Origin of the sequence: Nocardia iowensis, assembly GCF_019222765.1 — a bacterium.
GTDB lineage: Bacteria > Actinomycetota > Actinomycetes > Mycobacteriales > Mycobacteriaceae > Nocardia > Nocardia iowensis.
Map to the genome: position 1 here is coordinate 285,925 of NZ_CP078145.1, position 15,788 is coordinate 301,712.

General features: G+C 63.8%; 13 protein-coding genes. 7 read left to right on the forward strand and 6 right to left on the reverse strand.

Features of this window, described 5'->3' with window-relative positions; translation table 11 throughout:
- Window positions 1-72: 72 nt before the first annotated feature.
- Complete coding sequence (locus KV110_RS01275) at window positions 73-594, forward strand: CAP family protein (protein ID WP_218472703.1); 522 nt, start codon at window positions 73-75, stop codon at window positions 592-594.
- 8 nt (window positions 595-602) lie between these two features.
- On the opposite strand, the gene KV110_RS01280 is transcribed toward KV110_RS01275, so the two are convergent.
- Complete coding sequence (locus tag KV110_RS01280; protein WP_218472704.1) at window positions 603-1,253, reverse strand: TetR/AcrR family transcriptional regulator; 651 nt, start codon at window positions 1,251-1,253, stop codon at window positions 603-605.
- A 154-nt stretch (window positions 1,254-1,407) separates the two neighbouring features.
- Here KV110_RS01280 and KV110_RS01285 point away from each other — a divergent pair, with 154 nt between their 5' ends.
- The 3 genes from KV110_RS01285 to KV110_RS01295 all read left to right on the forward strand — a co-directional run bounded on the left by KV110_RS01285 (window position 1,408) and on the right by KV110_RS01295 (window position 3,816).
- On the forward strand, window positions 1,408-2,331 hold the full coding sequence (locus tag KV110_RS01285) for an oxidoreductase (protein ID WP_246634302.1): 924 nt from the start codon (window positions 1,408-1,410) through the stop codon (window positions 2,329-2,331).
- 168 nt (window positions 2,332-2,499) lie between these two features.
- On the forward strand, window positions 2,500-3,306 hold the full coding sequence (locus KV110_RS01290) for an NmrA family NAD(P)-binding protein (RefSeq protein WP_218472706.1): 807 nt from the start codon (window positions 2,500-2,502) through the stop codon (window positions 3,304-3,306).
- Window positions 3,307-3,483: 177 nt separating this feature from the next.
- Window positions 3,484-3,816: a hypothetical protein gene (locus KV110_RS01295; protein WP_218472707.1), complete on the forward strand. Its 333-nt coding sequence runs from the start codon at window positions 3,484-3,486 to the stop codon at window positions 3,814-3,816.
- A 264-nt stretch (window positions 3,817-4,080) separates the two neighbouring features.
- Here the strand turns inward: KV110_RS01295 and KV110_RS01300 are convergent, their stop codons facing one another.
- Window positions 4,081-4,356, reverse strand: a complete 276-nt coding sequence (locus KV110_RS01300; RefSeq protein ID WP_218472708.1) for a hypothetical protein — start codon at window positions 4,354-4,356, stop codon at window positions 4,081-4,083.
- 294 nt (window positions 4,357-4,650) lie between these two features.
- Between KV110_RS01300 and KV110_RS01305 the strand changes: the two genes are divergently transcribed.
- Both KV110_RS01305 and KV110_RS01310 read left to right on the forward strand, forming a co-directional pair.
- Complete coding sequence (locus tag KV110_RS01305; RefSeq protein ID WP_218472709.1) at window positions 4,651-5,772, forward strand: hypothetical protein; 1,122 nt, start codon at window positions 4,651-4,653, stop codon at window positions 5,770-5,772.
- A 106-nt stretch (window positions 5,773-5,878) separates the two neighbouring features.
- Window positions 5,879-7,225 (forward strand): hypothetical protein, encoded by a 1,347-nt coding sequence (locus tag KV110_RS01310; protein ID WP_218472710.1) that lies wholly within the window; start codon window positions 5,879-5,881, stop codon window positions 7,223-7,225.
- An 89-nt stretch (window positions 7,226-7,314) separates the two neighbouring features.
- Here KV110_RS01310 and KV110_RS01315 read toward each other — a convergent pair whose 3' ends face one another.
- Together KV110_RS01315 and KV110_RS01320 are read right to left on the reverse strand one after the other, a co-directional pair.
- On the reverse strand, window positions 7,315-8,415 hold the full coding sequence (locus KV110_RS01315) for a type I restriction endonuclease (protein WP_218472711.1): 1,101 nt from the start codon (window positions 8,413-8,415) through the stop codon (window positions 7,315-7,317).
- Window positions 8,416-8,726: 311 nt separating this feature from the next.
- Window positions 8,727-9,611: a hypothetical protein gene (locus tag KV110_RS01320; RefSeq protein WP_218472712.1), complete on the reverse strand. Its 885-nt coding sequence runs from the start codon at window positions 9,609-9,611 to the stop codon at window positions 8,727-8,729.
- 495 nt (window positions 9,612-10,106) lie between these two features.
- On the opposite strand from KV110_RS01320, the gene KV110_RS01325 reads away from it, so the two are divergent.
- Complete coding sequence (locus KV110_RS01325; protein WP_218472713.1) at window positions 10,107-11,123, forward strand: alpha/beta hydrolase; 1,017 nt, start codon at window positions 10,107-10,109, stop codon at window positions 11,121-11,123.
- A gap of 839 nt (window positions 11,124-11,962) precedes the next feature.
- On the opposite strand, the gene KV110_RS01330 is transcribed toward KV110_RS01325, so the two are convergent.
- On the reverse strand, window positions 11,963-14,779 hold the full coding sequence (locus KV110_RS01330) for a tetratricopeptide repeat protein (RefSeq protein ID WP_218472714.1): 2,817 nt from the start codon (window positions 14,777-14,779) through the stop codon (window positions 11,963-11,965).
- A 149-nt stretch (window positions 14,780-14,928) separates the two neighbouring features.
- Complete coding sequence (locus KV110_RS01335) at window positions 14,929-15,303, reverse strand: hypothetical protein (protein ID WP_218472715.1); 375 nt, start codon at window positions 15,301-15,303, stop codon at window positions 14,929-14,931.
- Window positions 15,304-15,788: the final 485 nt, after the last annotated feature.

Below are 15,788 nucleotides of genomic sequence, written 5' to 3' on the forward strand. Positions count from 1 at the left end.
CTCTTGTGATCTGAAATACACCGCCCTAACCTTGCTGGAACCGATGAATCTCCTATCCCACAAGGAAATTGGATGAAAATATCGTGTACAGCCATCGCCGTCGCCCTGCTGGCCCTGGTCGGGTCGGTCGCGTGTGCCGTTCCGGCCCAAGCGGATACGTCCAGTGACGAAGTGCTCGCCGTGGTCAACCCGGCGCGGGCACAGTACGGTGCATCACCGCTAACCTGGAACGCCGACTTGTACCCCAGCACGAAGCAGTACGCGGAAGCCTGCAGGTTCGAGCATTCGAATTCGCAAGGCCGATACGGCGAAAACCTTTATGCCGGAACAGGGAACGTCGGTTTCGAGGACGCCATGCGGGCCTGGATGGCCGAGGCGGAGTTGTACGACTACGACCGGCCGGAGTTTTCCCCCGAGACCGGACACTTCACTCAGGTTGTCTGGAAGAGCAGCACCCGGATCGCGGTGGGTATCGCTTCGTGCCCCGCAGGCACCATCTTCGCTCAGCCGAGCACGCTCGTGGTGGCCCGCTTCACGCCGCCCGGCAACGTTATCGGGCAGTTCGCGCAGAATGTGGGTCGTCCGCAGGGCTGAGCCACCCGTCACTCTAGCGGATTCCGTTGCGGCTCAGCCGGTTCGGCGCCGTGCACAACGGCCAACGCGCCCGCGCGGGCGGCGGCCAGGGTAACCCGAATCGCTTGATCGGCGGTTGCCTCGTCGACCGGTTCGCCGGTGACGAGCAAGCGGAAATGGATGGGCGCGGCCAAGGTGGTGAACACCTGGGTCGGATCGGTTCCGTGCGGCAACTCACCGCGTTCGATGGCGCGGGACACCACGGGTTCGGCGCGCCGGAAACGGTCGGCGAAGACCCGGCGACGGGCCGCCGCGATTTCGGGCAGGCGTCCGGCGTCGGAGTACATCGCCACCTGGACCGCCTGGCCTATCGGTCCGGTCATGCTGTCGACCAGCCCCTGTGTGAGGAGTCGGAGATCGGACTCGATCGATCCGGTGTCGGGGGTGGGGATGTCGGCGGCGAAATGTTCGGACAGCGCGTCGACGACCAGCGCTTCGCGATCCTGCCACCGCCGGTAGACGGTGGTTTTGTGCACCCCGGCGCGTTGGGCGACAGCTTCGACGGTCAGCCCGGCGTATCCCTTGTCGAGGAGTTCGGCCAGGGTCGCCGCGTGTACCGCCGCGCGGACCTTCGGTCCGCGGCCGACCGTGCGGGGGCGCGCGGGGCTCTTACTCTCCATTGCAACTCCTAGTTGCGATACTGCGTGAATCGTGGCAGACTGCAGCGTATCGCAACTCGAAGTTGCGATCGCGGGTGCCCCTCCTCAGCCGTTCGCTTCGCGATTAAGGAATGACATGTCTCGACCTCCCAGACCTCGATCCGATTACCCGACCGTGGATCAACACGGTCGGCTGGCGGTGGTGACCGGCGCGAATAGCGGCATCGGCTACGTCACCGCCCGTGAGCTCGCCCGTTCGGGCGCGCACGTGGTGCTGGCCTGCCGGAATCCGGCGCGCGGGCGCGCCGCGGTGGACAGTCTTCGTGCCGAAGTGCCCGGCGCGCAGCTGGAATTGCGTCCCCTCGATCTGGCGGATTCGGCCTCGATTCGCGCGTTCGCCGCGGATTGGGCGCACGACAGACTCGACCTGCTGGTCAACAACGCGGGTATCGCGATGGTTCCGTTCGCGCGGACCCGGGATGGCTTCGAAACCCAGTTCGGCGTCAATCATTTGGGCACGTTCGCCCTTACCGGCCTGATGCTCCGGTACTTGGCCGCCGCGCCGGAACCGCGGGTGGTCACCGTCAGCAGTGAAGGCCAGCGGTTCGCACCCTTCGACCTAAAGAATCTCAACGCCGAACGCCGGTATCGCACGGCGTTCGCCTACGTGCAGTCCAAACGCGCGAATCTCTACTTCGCGATGGAGCTACAGCGGCGGGCCGACGCCGCGGGGCTGCCCCTGCGGAGCATGGCCGTCGCGCCAGGTCTCACCCGAACCAATGTGCTCACCGGCGGCGCCAATGTCGACCGCGGTCGGCTGTACGCGACGTCGACGCGTTTGCTGGTGCGCTGGCTGTTTCGACCGACGCCCGAGGGCGCCAAGACCTCCCTGTACGCCGCGACCGCCGCCGACCTGCCCGGCGGCAGCTATGTGGTGCCCGACGGTCTGTTGCAACTGCGCGGCGAACCCGTGCCGCGCACCGGCGAACGCGCCATGCGCGACACCGTGACTGCCGCTCGGCTGTGGGAGCTGTCCGAAGAGCTCACTGGTGTGCGCTACCGAATTCCCACCACCACAACCGATCTCACGATCGTCTAAAGGCAAGGCCATTACCGCAGCACCGATCGATATGTTTTGCGGTCGCAGCGCGCTGGCCGAGCGGGTTTGTCAGATCGCTTAGGGCGGAACGTGTCTCGCCGCGATCGTCCGTATTGACCTTAAGTCATGTTGAGCTTCTAGCGTCTGGGGAGACGAAAGGAAGCAATCGTGACGATCTTGGTAACAGGCGCAACCGGAAACACCGGTCACCATGTGGTGGCAGAGCTGGTGCGGCGTGGGCAGCGGGTGCGGGCGCTGACCCGGGATCCAGCTGCCGCTGCGGCGAAGCTCCCACCGGGCGTGGAACTGGTCACCGGAACGCACACCGTGCCAGGCACATTGGATACCGCGCTCGCGGGTGTCAGCGGACTGCACATCACCGTGACAGCGGGACTCGCCGATGTCGGCGCCGAGTTGGTGCGGCGGGCCGTCGACGCCGGGGTCCGGCGGATGACCATCGTGTGGGGTGGCGGGATCGGCCCGGTCGAGCAGGCTGTCGCCGCCTCCGGTGTGGAGTGGACCCGTCTCGAGCCGCAGGAGTTCATGTCCAACACGCTGACCTGGATCGATTCGATCCGCGCCGAGGGGGTCGTGCGCGAGCCGTACGACTCTCCCAGCGCGATCGTGCATGAGGCCGACATTGCCGCCGTGGCCGCCGCCGCGCTCCTCGAGGACGGTCACGCCGGGCGCGCGTACAACCTGACCGGTCCGGAATCGCTCACCCCGCGCGAGCGGATCGCGATCCTGTCCCGAGTGCTCAGCCGGGACATCGCGTTCGCCGCGATCACCCACGAGCAGGCCATCGAACGACTCACCGCCACCGGCGTTTCCCGCGCCGACGCCGAGTATGTCGTCGGCTGGTACGCCGCACCGAACACGGAAGCGACGACGGTCGTCGACACCGTCGAGAAGGTGACCGGGCGACCCGCCCGCACCTTCGAACAATGGGCCCGCGAGCACGCGGATCGGTTCTAACTTTTCGGCCGCCGCTGCTGCGGGAGCACGCTTTCAGCAGTGAAAGATGTTGCACTTCACACTGTTTCGGCGTCTTCAGCGGCGAAAAGGCTGACCTGAAACGCCGCGTGATGGAAGACTCTCTTGGCAGCTAAAAAGTGTCGACTTCGGCCGGAGACGGCCGGGGAGAGGAAGATCATGGAATTGCAAGGTGGGCTCAGGAAAGCGGTCTTTGCGGGAGCGGCGGCCCTTGCGTCGCTGGCGTTGACGCCCGGCAGTGCGCACGCGGCCGACGGCAGATTCTCCTACATCACCACAGACGGACAGCTCATCCACGTCGACCGCGCGCCGAGCGGCACCTGCCTCCAACTCCAGGCCGGCGCGGTGCGCTTCGAGAACGGCACCTCCGACTCCGCCTTCCTGTACAGCGATGCCGCGTGCGGTAGCGGCAATGAAGTCGCCCAAGTCGACCTGTTCTGGAACGCCCCTGCAGGCGTGGAAGCACTTTCCGTGCGCCTCGACAAGGTCTAAAGCGCAGATGCCGAGTGGGTAGTGGCAGTGACCGATGCCCGCTCGATCATGACTCGCGCAGAAAAACAACGGCAGGTCAGGACCCTGAAAGTGGCCCTGACCTGCCGTTTTGGCGGAGGATATGGGATCTGAACCTATCCGCTTCCGCAGGAGCACTCTGCAGCCAACCAATTTCGTTGCGTTTCAGGCACTTTCGGTCTGCCGACGAGGCAAACGCTAGCCCAGGTGTCGACATGGTCGACGCCTGACCCGAATCACGCGTCCTCAGTTGCCGCCGACTCGTGTCGGGGGACCGCCGGTGTTCGCGGGCTGCACGACCTGTAACGACGTAATCAGCTTTAACGTTCGATACGCGGCATCGCGCCGCGCACGCTTCTCGGCGAACACTGAAGCGGCGGCCAACACCACCACCAGTCCCAGCCAAACAGCAACGGGTGCGGCCACAAACGACACGACCCACAGTGGCTCGCCCACAACCGCCAGACCTAGGACTGTCGCTCCGTTCGCCGTCACCGACGCGGGCACCACGAGTTGCCTCATGCGGCGGCTCCTTTCGTAATTGGCCGCTTCGACGTCAGCGAGTCGGACTCGATAAGCGGCACGCCGACAAGGAGACCGCAAGGACCCGTTACGCACCCCTGCGCAGCTGTTCCGTATACGAAACAGCAGGTCCCGAACAATCTGCTGTGGCATCGTGATTCCGTGTCCAGCGGTCGACCTTCGTTCGCCGACGTACTCTTTGCCACCTTGACCGTGCATGCGCAGCCGCAAATCAGCGAACTCGTGCACAGTGGTATCTGCCGTCCGCGGACTTCAGTCAAACCTCCGCAAACGGTGGCCGGGCTTCAGGTACCCACCGGCGGGACGGTCGCGGTGCTGATCCTCGCCGGAGAACGTCGAGAAAACTTCGCCACCTTGACGCCACTGCTGGACAGCAAGGAGGTAACCAGACGACGAGAAGTGCTGCGTACCCAGATGAACCGGGTGGCCGGGGGTGATGCCCGCAGCTTCCAATCACGATGGTTCGACGACTTGGCCTACGTTTGCGCTCTTCCGACCGAGGTCGTTGACAGACTGCGCGAAGCCCAGAACCTGCCGGGGGAGTTCGACCCGAAACGTGTCGAGCAGGAGATTCTGCATCTGCTGGTGAGCAAACCCGTTCCCGCCCAAGCGCCTTCCGCTCGGTCAAGGCCGGAATCCGCCCCTGATTTACCCGTGCGTTTCTGGAAACGACGCCCGCTGCTCACTCTGAGCGTGTCCGGTCTGGTGACCATACTCGCCAGCGCAAGCATCATCGTCGCGATCAGTCGTCGAGACGATACTGCAGCAGACACTCCGGGCTGCGACGACATCGGCGTCCTCATGGCCGGAATCGACAGCTACTGGGGCAACCGGCAGCCGTGGTGGGACGCCTACAACAGGGCGGGCGGCAAGGACGCCATAGGCTGCCCGGTCCAGCGGCCCGAGCAGGGCTATGTACACCGATGGGGCCGCGGCATGAGCCAAGACATCCGCGGTGCGGACGGTCTAGAGACGCGGCTGATGGCGCTGAACCCGGCACACGTGGTGGCAATGACCCGCGAATACTGGTTCGACTACACCCGCCCCCATCTCGCCGACGCGGCCGAACTCCAGGGGTATCCCACCTCGGATCCCGTCCCGTGCGGCAATGCCAAAATCGTGCCGCTGGACGAAGGGCGACTAGCTCCCGGCGCGATGGTGAGCACACCGGCCAACCGCTACGCCTGGCTGCCGGGGCCGGTGTGGCGGATTTTCCAGCAGTACGGCGGTGCGCCTGTCCTCGGGCGGCCAGTCAACAGTCTGGCCAAGGAGATACGGGGCCATATCGCGTTCGAACACGGCGGCTCGATCGAGATGGTCGACGACCACGCCGCTATACCGCATCTCATCGTCGGCCCGGCAAACCGTTCGGCAAACGACCTGTGTCCCGGCTGAGCCACTGACCATTTCGGAGCGGCCGGAACCGAGGCCGCAGCAGCGACCACGGTGTCCAGCCGGATCGACACCTGGCCCGAATAGTCCACTGTGCCATCGTGATGACGTGTCCGTCACAGCGCTCGGTCCGCCCTCTTTCGCCGACGAGCTCTTCGCTACGCTGACCGTTTACGCGCAGCCGCAGATCAGCGAACTCGTTCGACGCGGCATCTGCCGCCCGCGAGCATCCGACCAACCGCCGCAAACGGTCGCCGGCCTCCAGGTCCCGACCGGTGGCGCCGTCGCGGTACTGATCCTGGCCGGAGAACGCCGGGAAGAACTCGGCACGCTACAGCGTTTGCTCGACAGCGACGTGGTGTCCAAGCGCCGAGAAGTATTGAAAACACAGGTGAACCGGGTGGTTTCCGGCGATGCCCGTAGCTTCCAGACGCGATGGTTCGACGACTTGGCCTATGTCTGCGACCTTCCTGGCGAAGTCGTAGGCAAACTCCGCAAAGCGCAGAATCTGCCCGACAGGTTTCGCCCGGAGCGCGTCGAGCAGGCGATCCTCCGAATGCGGTCGGAAGCGCCTCCGGTCAGGGCCGATACGGAACCGGCGTCCGAATTGCCGGTGAGCTCAGCGGCTTCCGGTGCGATCGTCGAAGATCCACCCGCCGCTGACTTTCACCAACTCGCCGGATCCGCACCTGAATTGCCCCTCAGCTCAGGTAATTCCGCAACTAGACGGACACCGCACCGCCGACTCGCCTTCGGCGGCGCGGCGATGGTGATCGGTCTGATCGTCGCGGGCGTAGTCGCGTTGATCGACAGGCAACGTTCCGATGACCACGGTCTGCCCGGATGCCAGGACATCGGCAAATTCGTCGAGGGTATCGATGATTTCCGCTGGAACCGTCAGACCTGGGTGGACGCCTACAATGCCGCGGGCGGGCGCGCCGTCCTCGGCTGCCCGGTGCCCCGGCGCGAACAGGGTCTCGTCCATCGCTGGGACCAGGGGTGGAGTCAGGATCTTGCCGACGAGAAGAGCCGCCAGTCGCGCCTGATGGCGTTGCAGCCCGACCGGGTGATCGTGATGTCCGGGGATTACTGGTACGACTACACCTATCCCCACGGCATACACGCGGCGAGATTGCAGGGCTACCCCACCTCCGACCCCATCGATTGCGACAACGCGCGGATAGTCCCCTTGGACCGGGGCGAATACACCCCGGGCGCGATGGTGACCACCCCACAGAATCGATTCGTATGGCTACCCCATCCGGTCTGGAGGAAATACCAGGAGCTCGGTGGCCTACGCGCCTTCGGGCGCCCGTTGAACGCCCTTGATAAGTCGATGACCGGTACCCTCCAGTTCGAACATGGGCACATCCTCCTGGTCAACGGGCAAGCCCACCCCCAATTAGACGACCCGACCCGCCAAGGTGCTCCGGCAACCGATCTCTGCCCAACGTGACGACTGAAGCCCACAACTGGCCTGAGCCACTCACCGAAATGATTACAGACAGCGGTATCCGGTCGGGGCGAGCCGCGCCCGCGGAACCATCACGCGTAGTTGTCTATCGTGGCGAGGAGCCTGTCGATGTGCTGGTACAAGTCGATCACGCTGCCGATTTCGTGACGTTCTCCGTACTTGCCGTTCTCGAACGTCGTGATGAACTTGACTCTCCTTCCACTCAAGTAGAGGCGAACGATCGGCTTGCGGTTGTTGTCGTGGAGCAGAATGGCGAAATAGACTTTCCCGTCGCGGTAGGACACTCTGGCCGGGTCCACCGCTCTGGCTAAGATGGCGCGGACAATGTTGAATCCGTCCAATTCCTCCTCAGTGGTGTCTATGCCGTCGTCCTTGTTTGGGCCGACCGAATTTTGCACCGTCGTCGGTGCCGCTGGCGTCGCTTCTGCGGGAGCGGCGGTGACAGAGCCGTCATTGTCACTCAGGGCGGTATTCAGGCGGTCGCTCACCTGATCTGCGATGTACTGCGCGAAGGCCTTGGCCACCAAGACGCGGAACTGCTCGACAACCCGCTGTGTAGCGTTCCTCTCGTAGACGCGAGTCGTGAAGAACCTCACCCAAGCGTCGGATGGATTCTTGATCTCACCGGCGATCAGGCGCTTGATCTGCCCGATGTACTTGAGCTCTTCCGCAGCACTTACGATCGAATCGAGATCGAACGATTCCTTCGACAGCTTCGCGACCTCGGGGACGAGCAGCCTGTCCATGCCGAGAATGTCGAACACCAAAAAAGGCGTCGAGTCCATGAGGTTCGCACGGTCACCATCGGTGAATACCTGGTACTCACGTCCATTGGTGAGGATTGCGATCCGAGCCGACGTGACCGAGAAATAACGGAAGAGCTGGGAGGCGTGGTTGATATCGAGCGGTTCCGATATCTTCTTGCACTCGACCAATATTTGAATAGCGCCATCCCTGAGGATTGCGTAGTCGATCTTCTCACCCTTTTTGGTGCCCACGTCTGCGATGAACTCGGGCACGACCTCGGCGGGGTCGAACACGTCATAGCCGAGAACCTGCGAGATGAACGGCATCACCAGGGCATTCTTCGTCGCCTCTTCGGTGACGATGGTCGCCTGCGCTGATCGCAGCTTGCTGGCGATGGCGTTGATCCGGTCAAGGGTGCTGGACATGGACGTGATCTTTTCTACCGGTAGGTGTGCGCGGGCGCACTGGTGCGATGGCCCCAATATGGTTAATTCGAGGACATGGCGTATGCGGTTGAGGTGCGCACACTCTTTCCGTCGCTGTCTGTCCTCGGGCTGTTACAGCCGGGCGCGACATGACAACCCGGTCGGTACGAAATGTGCTGGCGACCATCCGCACGTGCGACTCTGCGCCCTGCGTGTCGCACTGGAATGCCGGTGGGCGCGACAGTTGATCGAGTAGTACCCATAGTCGTGTTGCGCGATACTGCTTGCGGTTCCTGCGCCTGGGGGGTCGGCTATCGCGGCAGCACGGCGTAGACGAGGGTCAGGTAGTCGGAGCCGTTGTGCTGACGACTGACGAGCATGACCTGGTTCCCCGCAGTGGTCAGCAAGCACATGGGTGGACCGGCGGTGGTTGGGCCGGTGGTATCGAGGCTCATTTCCGGAAAGCAGCGGCCCGCGTCGACCGGGCCTTCAGGTGCTGGCTTGATTCCGGCGCCATTGATGGGTTTCAGTTGGTTTCCCGGTAGAGCGACGAAATCGGGGCGGTCGTCGCCTGCGGGCGGGTCGACATCTATTGCCGTGCCGATCTGCATCTGGGCCTGCTGACACAGCTGAACACAGGGAAGTCCGCTGATGCCGTTGTTATTTTGCGGATTCGGTGTCCAATTGCCTGTCGGGGCAGTGAGGTTCACGTTCGGCGGTGTCAAATCGGCGGGTGGGTAATTGTTTTGAGCATTCGATTCCGAACTGCCGGAGAACTTGTCGAGGGCGAGGATCAGCACGGCCAGACAGGCCAGCGCGATGACGACCGGGAGCCAGCGGGCTAGCGATGCCCGATTCGAGTTCGGCTGGGCGACGAGTGAGCTCTGATTGATGGTGATGCGGTTGAACCAGCCGGGGCCGTGGCTCACCTGTGCCGTAGGCATCGTCCCGGAGTCCGGCGCTGCCGCACTGGTTTCCTCGGCGGGCGGGTTGCGCTCCTGCGCCGGGGGCACGCCAGCTTTTCGCGTGAAGTGCTGATACGTCATGGTCGCCAGACCGATAACGCCCGCCGAAGCACCGAGCACACCGACTCCTTTGACGACTTCACTACCGACGACCGCGGCGATAGCAAAGGCGATGATGGCCGTGACGAGGACCGCTCCAAAGGTGAGTACCCCGGCCCGGAATGGTGTCACGCCGCACAGTATGGACCCCGAGAATTCAGCCTATGACCTCGGGAGCGCCCAAAATCCGGACCGGCCCCTGTGTCGCCACACTTGGCCGTCAGCTCCAGCGCAGCATGCCTCCGGTGAACCATCCATGTAACGTCGTGACGCCCTCCGTCAGCAGTCGGTTCCGGTGCGCCATAGAGGTCCGCAGAAGTCATGCGGCAAGCGAAATATGTTGCAGTTCAGACTGATTCAGCGCTAGTGGCAAGGCAGACGTTGGGCTCAGGTGTTGACGCGGTCAACGCCAAATCCGGGGCTGATGGGCGTACGCGAATGGTACGACGTTGTCGGTGTCGCCGTTCCCGCCTGCCGCACCACGCTCGGAGCGGAATCCTCTATCTCGACGACACTCCGCGGTCCCCGGGCCTACGGCATCCCGGGCGCGCGACCCTGACTTTCGACGCCGAAACTCCGGGGTGGTCCCCGATGCGATGGTCGCCGGTTGCGGCATAGCGTCGGGCCATGCAGCATTCGACACGGTTTCGGCGGCTGTGCACAGCGTTAACTCTCGTCGTCAGTGCGGTCGCCGCGATGGCTTGCGCTGCACCCGCGCGCCCCGACAGCGAACGCTCGACCGCACCGGTTCGCGTCGTTTCCGAGCAGCGGGTCGACGACCGCATTGTCGATCTGATGCTGCACTCGCCGAGTCTCGGTGCGGAAGTGGCCGTCCGATTGATCACGCCGCAGGGCTGGACCGACCGAGCACCGCATCGGAGATGGCCGGTGCTGTATCTGCTGCCCGGCGGGGACGGCGACCACACCGGTTGGACCACCGACACCAACGTCGCCAACCTGCCACAACTGCGCGACGTGCTGGTCGTGGTTCCGGGGATGCCGATGTTCGGGTTCTACACCGACTGGCACGACGGCACACCTGCCGTGGAGTCGTTCCACCTCGACGAACTGCTGCCGCTACTCGAACGTGACTACGGCGCAAGCGATCACCGCGTCATCGCCGGTGTCTCCCAAGGTGGCTACGGCGCACTTGCCTACGCTGCACGCCGACCCGGACTGTTCCGCGCCGCCGCCAGTTACAGCGGCTGGCTCCATCCGCTACAGCGGGCCGACATCGTCCTCGGCGCAGCGCGGTTCGTCGATATCGACGACGGCACCCGCATCTGGGGTGACCCGATCCGTGACCGCGCCACCTGGGCAGCCCACGATCCTTACCACCTGTCCGACAAGCTCACCGCCATACCGATTTTCCTGTCCAGCGGTGACGGCGCTCCGGGTGAATTCGACCCGCCGGACCTCCAGCGCGCACCACTGTTCGACGAAATCGACCGGCACGCAGCCGAATTCCCAGATGCGGTCGATCTCACCGAGGCCGTGATGCATGAAAGCACCCGTGCGGTCGCCGACCGACTTCGCCAACTGGGAGCACAACCGGTCGTCCATCTCACTCGCGGCACCCACAGCCCACCCTACTGGCGACGCGAACTCGACCGATCCCTGCCGATGCTGCTCGCCGCCTTGTGACGTCGGCATTCATCGTGCTCGACACCACAGCGGCTCGAAACAGTTCCTCAACCGGCCCACGTAGGGGGTAGATCCTCTGCCCCGAGGCTTGTTGACGCGGTCAACACGCCGTCCACCTGCGGAAACAGTTGCTAGCGACTCCGCAAAGGGCTCTGACCAGGCCCGACGGTCAACAAAGCTGATTATTCGCCAGTGGGAGTGGGATGCAACGCGAAACGCCCCTGACCAGCCGGTGCGGCGTGGTCAGAGGCGTTTGCCGTGGCGGAGGATAGGGGATTTGAACCCATCCATTTCCACAGGAAAGTCGTGCGACCAGCGAAACTCGGTGCAGTTCAGCCTGATTCAGCGCTACTGACAACGCAAACGTTAGGCTCAGGTGTTGACGCGGTCAACGCCTATCGTGAGTCATTCCGCTTCGGCGAAGGACAAGTTGATCGGAGGTGCGCCGCCCACAATCGGGTGCGTTCTGGCCGCGAAGTTCCCTCACCGGCATGTGATGCCTGAACGCATGTCACCGATTGGATCCCAGTACGGTGGCTGTAGCGCATGATCGCGGGTTGGTGCCCTATCTCGGCGGTCGAACCCAGACTTTCGAATACTTAGCAGGTTCGGAGGGATGGCACTCACGAGGGTTTCGATTGACCAGCTCTTACCACGATGTACACAGAGTCTGCGATGACCAAGTACTGGAGCGGGCTACTCAGTGCTGGTGGCATTGTCCTCGGAGTCAGGTTCGGCGTGATAAGCCTCGTCCGGTCGTGGTTGGTCAGCGTTCCGGCTTTCGTTCAGGGCATTGGACTTCTGGGGAGCGGGGTGGTGGTCCATTCGTTCGGGCAAAGTCAGTGCTCGGTGGCTGATTTTGCTTGCGTGGCGGTGAGATTGGCTTGTACTCCGCCGGTGATCGGATGATCGGCACCAAGGAACTGCTGACAATCTCGCAATAAGGCTTCCAGCAATGGAACCGCTTTATCCGGTTGCCCCGCCGAGCTGTAGGCGTAAGCGAGGTTGTTGCGGGAGGTGAGGGTATGGGGGTGGTCGGGGCCGAGGACGCGTTGGCGGTCGGTGAGGGCGGCTTCGTAGAGGGGGATGGCTGTGTCCAGTTGCCCTGCCGACTGGTAGGCGTAAGCGAGGTTGTTGCGGGAGATAAGGGTATCGGGGTGGTCGGAGCCGAGGACACGCTCGCAGCCGGTGAGGGTGGCTTCGTAGAGGGGGATGGCTTTATCCGGTTGCCCCGCCGAGCTGTAGGCGTAAGCGAGGTTGTTGCGGGAGGTGAGGGTATCGGGGTGGTCGGGGCCGAGGACGCGTTGGCGGTCGGTGAGGGTGGCTTCGAGGAGCGGGATGGCTTTGCCCAGCTGACCCGCCGACTCGTAGGCAGCAGCGAGGTTGTTGCGGGAGGAGAGCGTGTCGGGGTGGTCGGGGCCGAGGACGCGTTGGCGGTCGGTGAGGGTGGCTTCGTAGAGCGGGATGGCTGTGTCCAGTTGCCCTGCCGACTCGTAGGCGTAAGCGAGGTTGTTGCGGGCGGTGAGTGTGCCAGGGTGGTCGGGGCCGAGGACGCGTTGGCGGTCGGTGAGGGTGGCTTCGTAGAGCGGGATGGCTTTGCCCAGCTGACCCGCCGACTCGTAGGCAGCAGCGAGGTTGTTGCGGGAGGAGAGGGTATCGGGGTGGTCGGGGCCGAGGACGCGTTGGCGGTCGGTGAGGGTGGCTTTGAGGAGCGGGATGGCTTTGCCCAGCTGACCCGCCGACCTGTAGGCACCAGCGAGGTTGTTGCGGGAGGTGAGGGTATCGGGGTGGTCGGGGCCGAGGACGCGTTGGCGGTCGGTGAGGGTGGCTTCGTAGAGCGGGATGGCTTTGCCCAGCTGACCCGCCGAACTGTAGGCGTAAGCGAGGTTGTTGCGGGAGGTGAGGGTATGGGGGTGGTCGGGGCCGAGGACGCGTTGGCGGTCGGTGAGGGTGGCTTCGTAGAGGGGGATGGCTGTGTCCAGTTGCCCTGCCGACTGGTAGGCGTAAGCGAGGTTGTTGCGGGAGGTGAGGGTGTCGGGGTGGTCGGGGCCGAGGACGCGTTGGCGGTCGGTGAGGGTGGCTTCGTAGAGGGGGATGGCTGTGTCCAGTTGCCCTGCCGACTCGTAGGCAGCAGCGAGGTTGTTGCGCGAGGTGAGGGTATCGGGGTGGTCGGGGCCGAGGACGCGTTGGCGGTCGGTGAGGGTGGCTTCGAGGAGCGGGATGGCTTTGCCCAGCTGACCCGCCGACTCGTAGGTACCAGCGAGGTTGTTGCGGGACGTGAGGGTATCGGGGTGGTCGGAGCCTAGGACACGCTCGCAGTCGGTGAGGGTGGCTTCGTAGAGGGGGATGGCCGTGTCCAGTTGCCCTGCCGACTGGTAGGCGTAAGCGAGGTTGTTGCGGGAGGCGAGTGTGTGGGGGTGGTCACCGCCGAGAAGACGTCGACAGTCGGTGTGGGTTCGTTCGGCGAGTGTTAGTGATCGTGAGGTGTCGGTGGAGGCGGTCAGTTGGCGGACGGCCCAGGTTCGAGTGGCGAGTACTGGTTCGAGTAGTTGGCGCTTTGCGATTTCGGGTAGGCCGGTGTCCCAGATCGCCTCGATCTGCTCGGCTAGATGTGATCCCTGCTCACGCCGTGCCCATGCCTCTTCGCTGCCGAACTGTGCCGGGGCAATGACGTCTAGCGCGTTTTGGACGAGAACATCTGTGGCATCGGCGGATTGAGCGCGTTCGCGGATTATCCGGGCGACGAGGCGGTGCATTATTACCGAATCGCCGGTGGTCGACCAGGACAGCAATGAGGCGGTCACGCAGCGCTCGATGGCTTCATCCAGGTGGCCGTGCGGATCTGGCAGCAGTGTTCTGGTTACCCCCGCAGGCGAGAGCATCGCCATCACTGTCAACAACCACGACACGATCGCGTCCACTGCGGGGGCTTCTGTGGCCGATTCGACAGTGTCGATGGACAGCAGGATCGCTTGAACTACCGACCGCGGATAGTCGTGGCCTGTCTTGCGCGCCAACACATCCGGCAGCAGCCGCTCACTCAGTAAATGCAGATAGTGCGGGTAGTCCAGGCGTCGGCCGTCGATGGTCGCAGCCGCGCTCGACAACGCCAAAGGCAGATCGCCCAGCACGTCGGCGACTCGATCGGCTTCGGCGTCATCGGGCAGCCCGGTGGCACTACCGAGATAGGAGCGTGCTTCGCTACGGGTGAATCCTCGAAGCTCGATAGCCTTACCGAAACTGGTGAACGAACGATCCGTCGTGGTCACGATGACCTGGACCCCGCCGGTGACAGGAAACAGCGGCCGCAGGCTGTCCGGATCGACGGCATTGTCATACACCAGCAACCCAACCTCGGTACGACCCGACAGATAATCACGCAGGCGCTGAGCTGAAACCGCGGAATCGCCCTCACGATCGGCAACGCCGAATCGCTCAGCTATCTCGGCCAGTCCAGCGCGTGTCGTGTCAAGGGATTCGGCATTGATCCATCCCACGAAACCAGCACCACGCTCGACTTCGTCACGGGCAACGGCAGCAGCCAACTGCGTCTTCCCTACTCCCCGCATGCCAGTGACCACGACCGCCACTTGTGACTGCTCCAGTGTCTCCCGCAACTGATCCAACTCGACCCGGGTGATGAAATGGGTTGGCAACTGCGGTATTTCACCTACTATCACCCGTCCCTGCGCCTGCGGTGGATGGATTTGGTTGACTAGCACCACATCCCGTCCAGCGCGGATGCGTTCCACGTGGTGGGAGGCGAGACCTTCTGGCGGCGCGGGACCAAGAGCTGTCGCCGCGCTCAGGAAGGGTCCGGTCCCTCACCTGCTCCGGCAGCCACATCGGTGATATCGACATCTCGACGGAACCGGCCCTTACCCAGCCGCACTCCATCGCCGGTGGATCGGACACCCTGAATCCGGAACCCCCGCGCCTTGACCGTGCCCAAATCCACCCCTACCGGGGGACGATCCGGCTGTGGTGAATGATCGCTGCGGCGGTACAGCCATAGCGAGGCCACGAAACCGACCACGGTCAACACCGCGACAGCAACCCACAACCACCGTGACTCGACGCTGCTGGTGGCGAGATTCACCACCACCGCCAGCGCTGTCGAGACCACCGCTGTCATCGCCGTCGGAGCTGCGACCCGTCGCACCATCGAATCATCCGCCACCACAGCCTCCCCTTTCCAGCAGCACACGGGATCTCGTTCCGCACCAGCCTTGACACAAACAAACTCACCGAAGCCAGCGCAGGTCAGATACTGGCTCAATCGTAGAGATGACACCCCAATTCCACATGCATTCGCACAACCCACACACCCGCTGACAGCCTGCCTACGACCAATGCACGTCACCCGCTCATCAGCACGAGCGTACGTTTGGATCGCAACCCCCGAAATACAATGCTGGACAAACGATCAGGGGGACTGATGTCACTGGCGTCTCTGTCGCTGGATGTCAGACTTAGCTCCTCCTGACCGGCCGACCAACACCAGTCGGTGCTGTCCATGACGGCGCGCGGATGCCCGCGCAACGGCAATACCGCGCGTTCGCCCCTCACGCCACCGGTTCGCTCCATGAGGGTCCTCCCCGGCCGGGATGCGGTGCCCGGGCCGCAAGTTCGAAAGGCGCCCGTGAATATTTACCGTCAAGCGAG

Excerpts from the sequence above, each read along its gene's own strand:
- KV110_RS01275 (WP_218472703.1), top strand. The coding sequence starts at position 73 with ATGAAAATATCGTGTACAGCCATCGCCGTCGCCCTGCTGGCCCTGGTC.
- KV110_RS01280 (WP_218472704.1), bottom strand. The coding sequence starts at position 1,253 with ATGGAGAGTAAGAGCCCCGCGCGCCCCCGCACGGTCGGCCGCGGACCG.
- KV110_RS01295 (WP_218472707.1), top strand. The coding sequence starts at position 3,484 with ATGGAATTGCAAGGTGGGCTCAGGAAAGCGGTCTTTGCGGGAGCGGCG.
- KV110_RS01300 (WP_218472708.1), bottom strand. The coding sequence starts at position 4,356 with ATGAGGCAACTCGTGGTGCCCGCGTCGGTGACGGCGAACGGAGCGACA.
- KV110_RS01315 (WP_218472711.1), bottom strand. The coding sequence starts at position 8,415 with ATGTCCAGCACCCTTGACCGGATCAACGCCATCGCCAGCAAGCTGCGA.
- KV110_RS01325 (WP_218472713.1), top strand. The coding sequence starts at position 10,107 with ATGCAGCATTCGACACGGTTTCGGCGGCTGTGCACAGCGTTAACTCTC.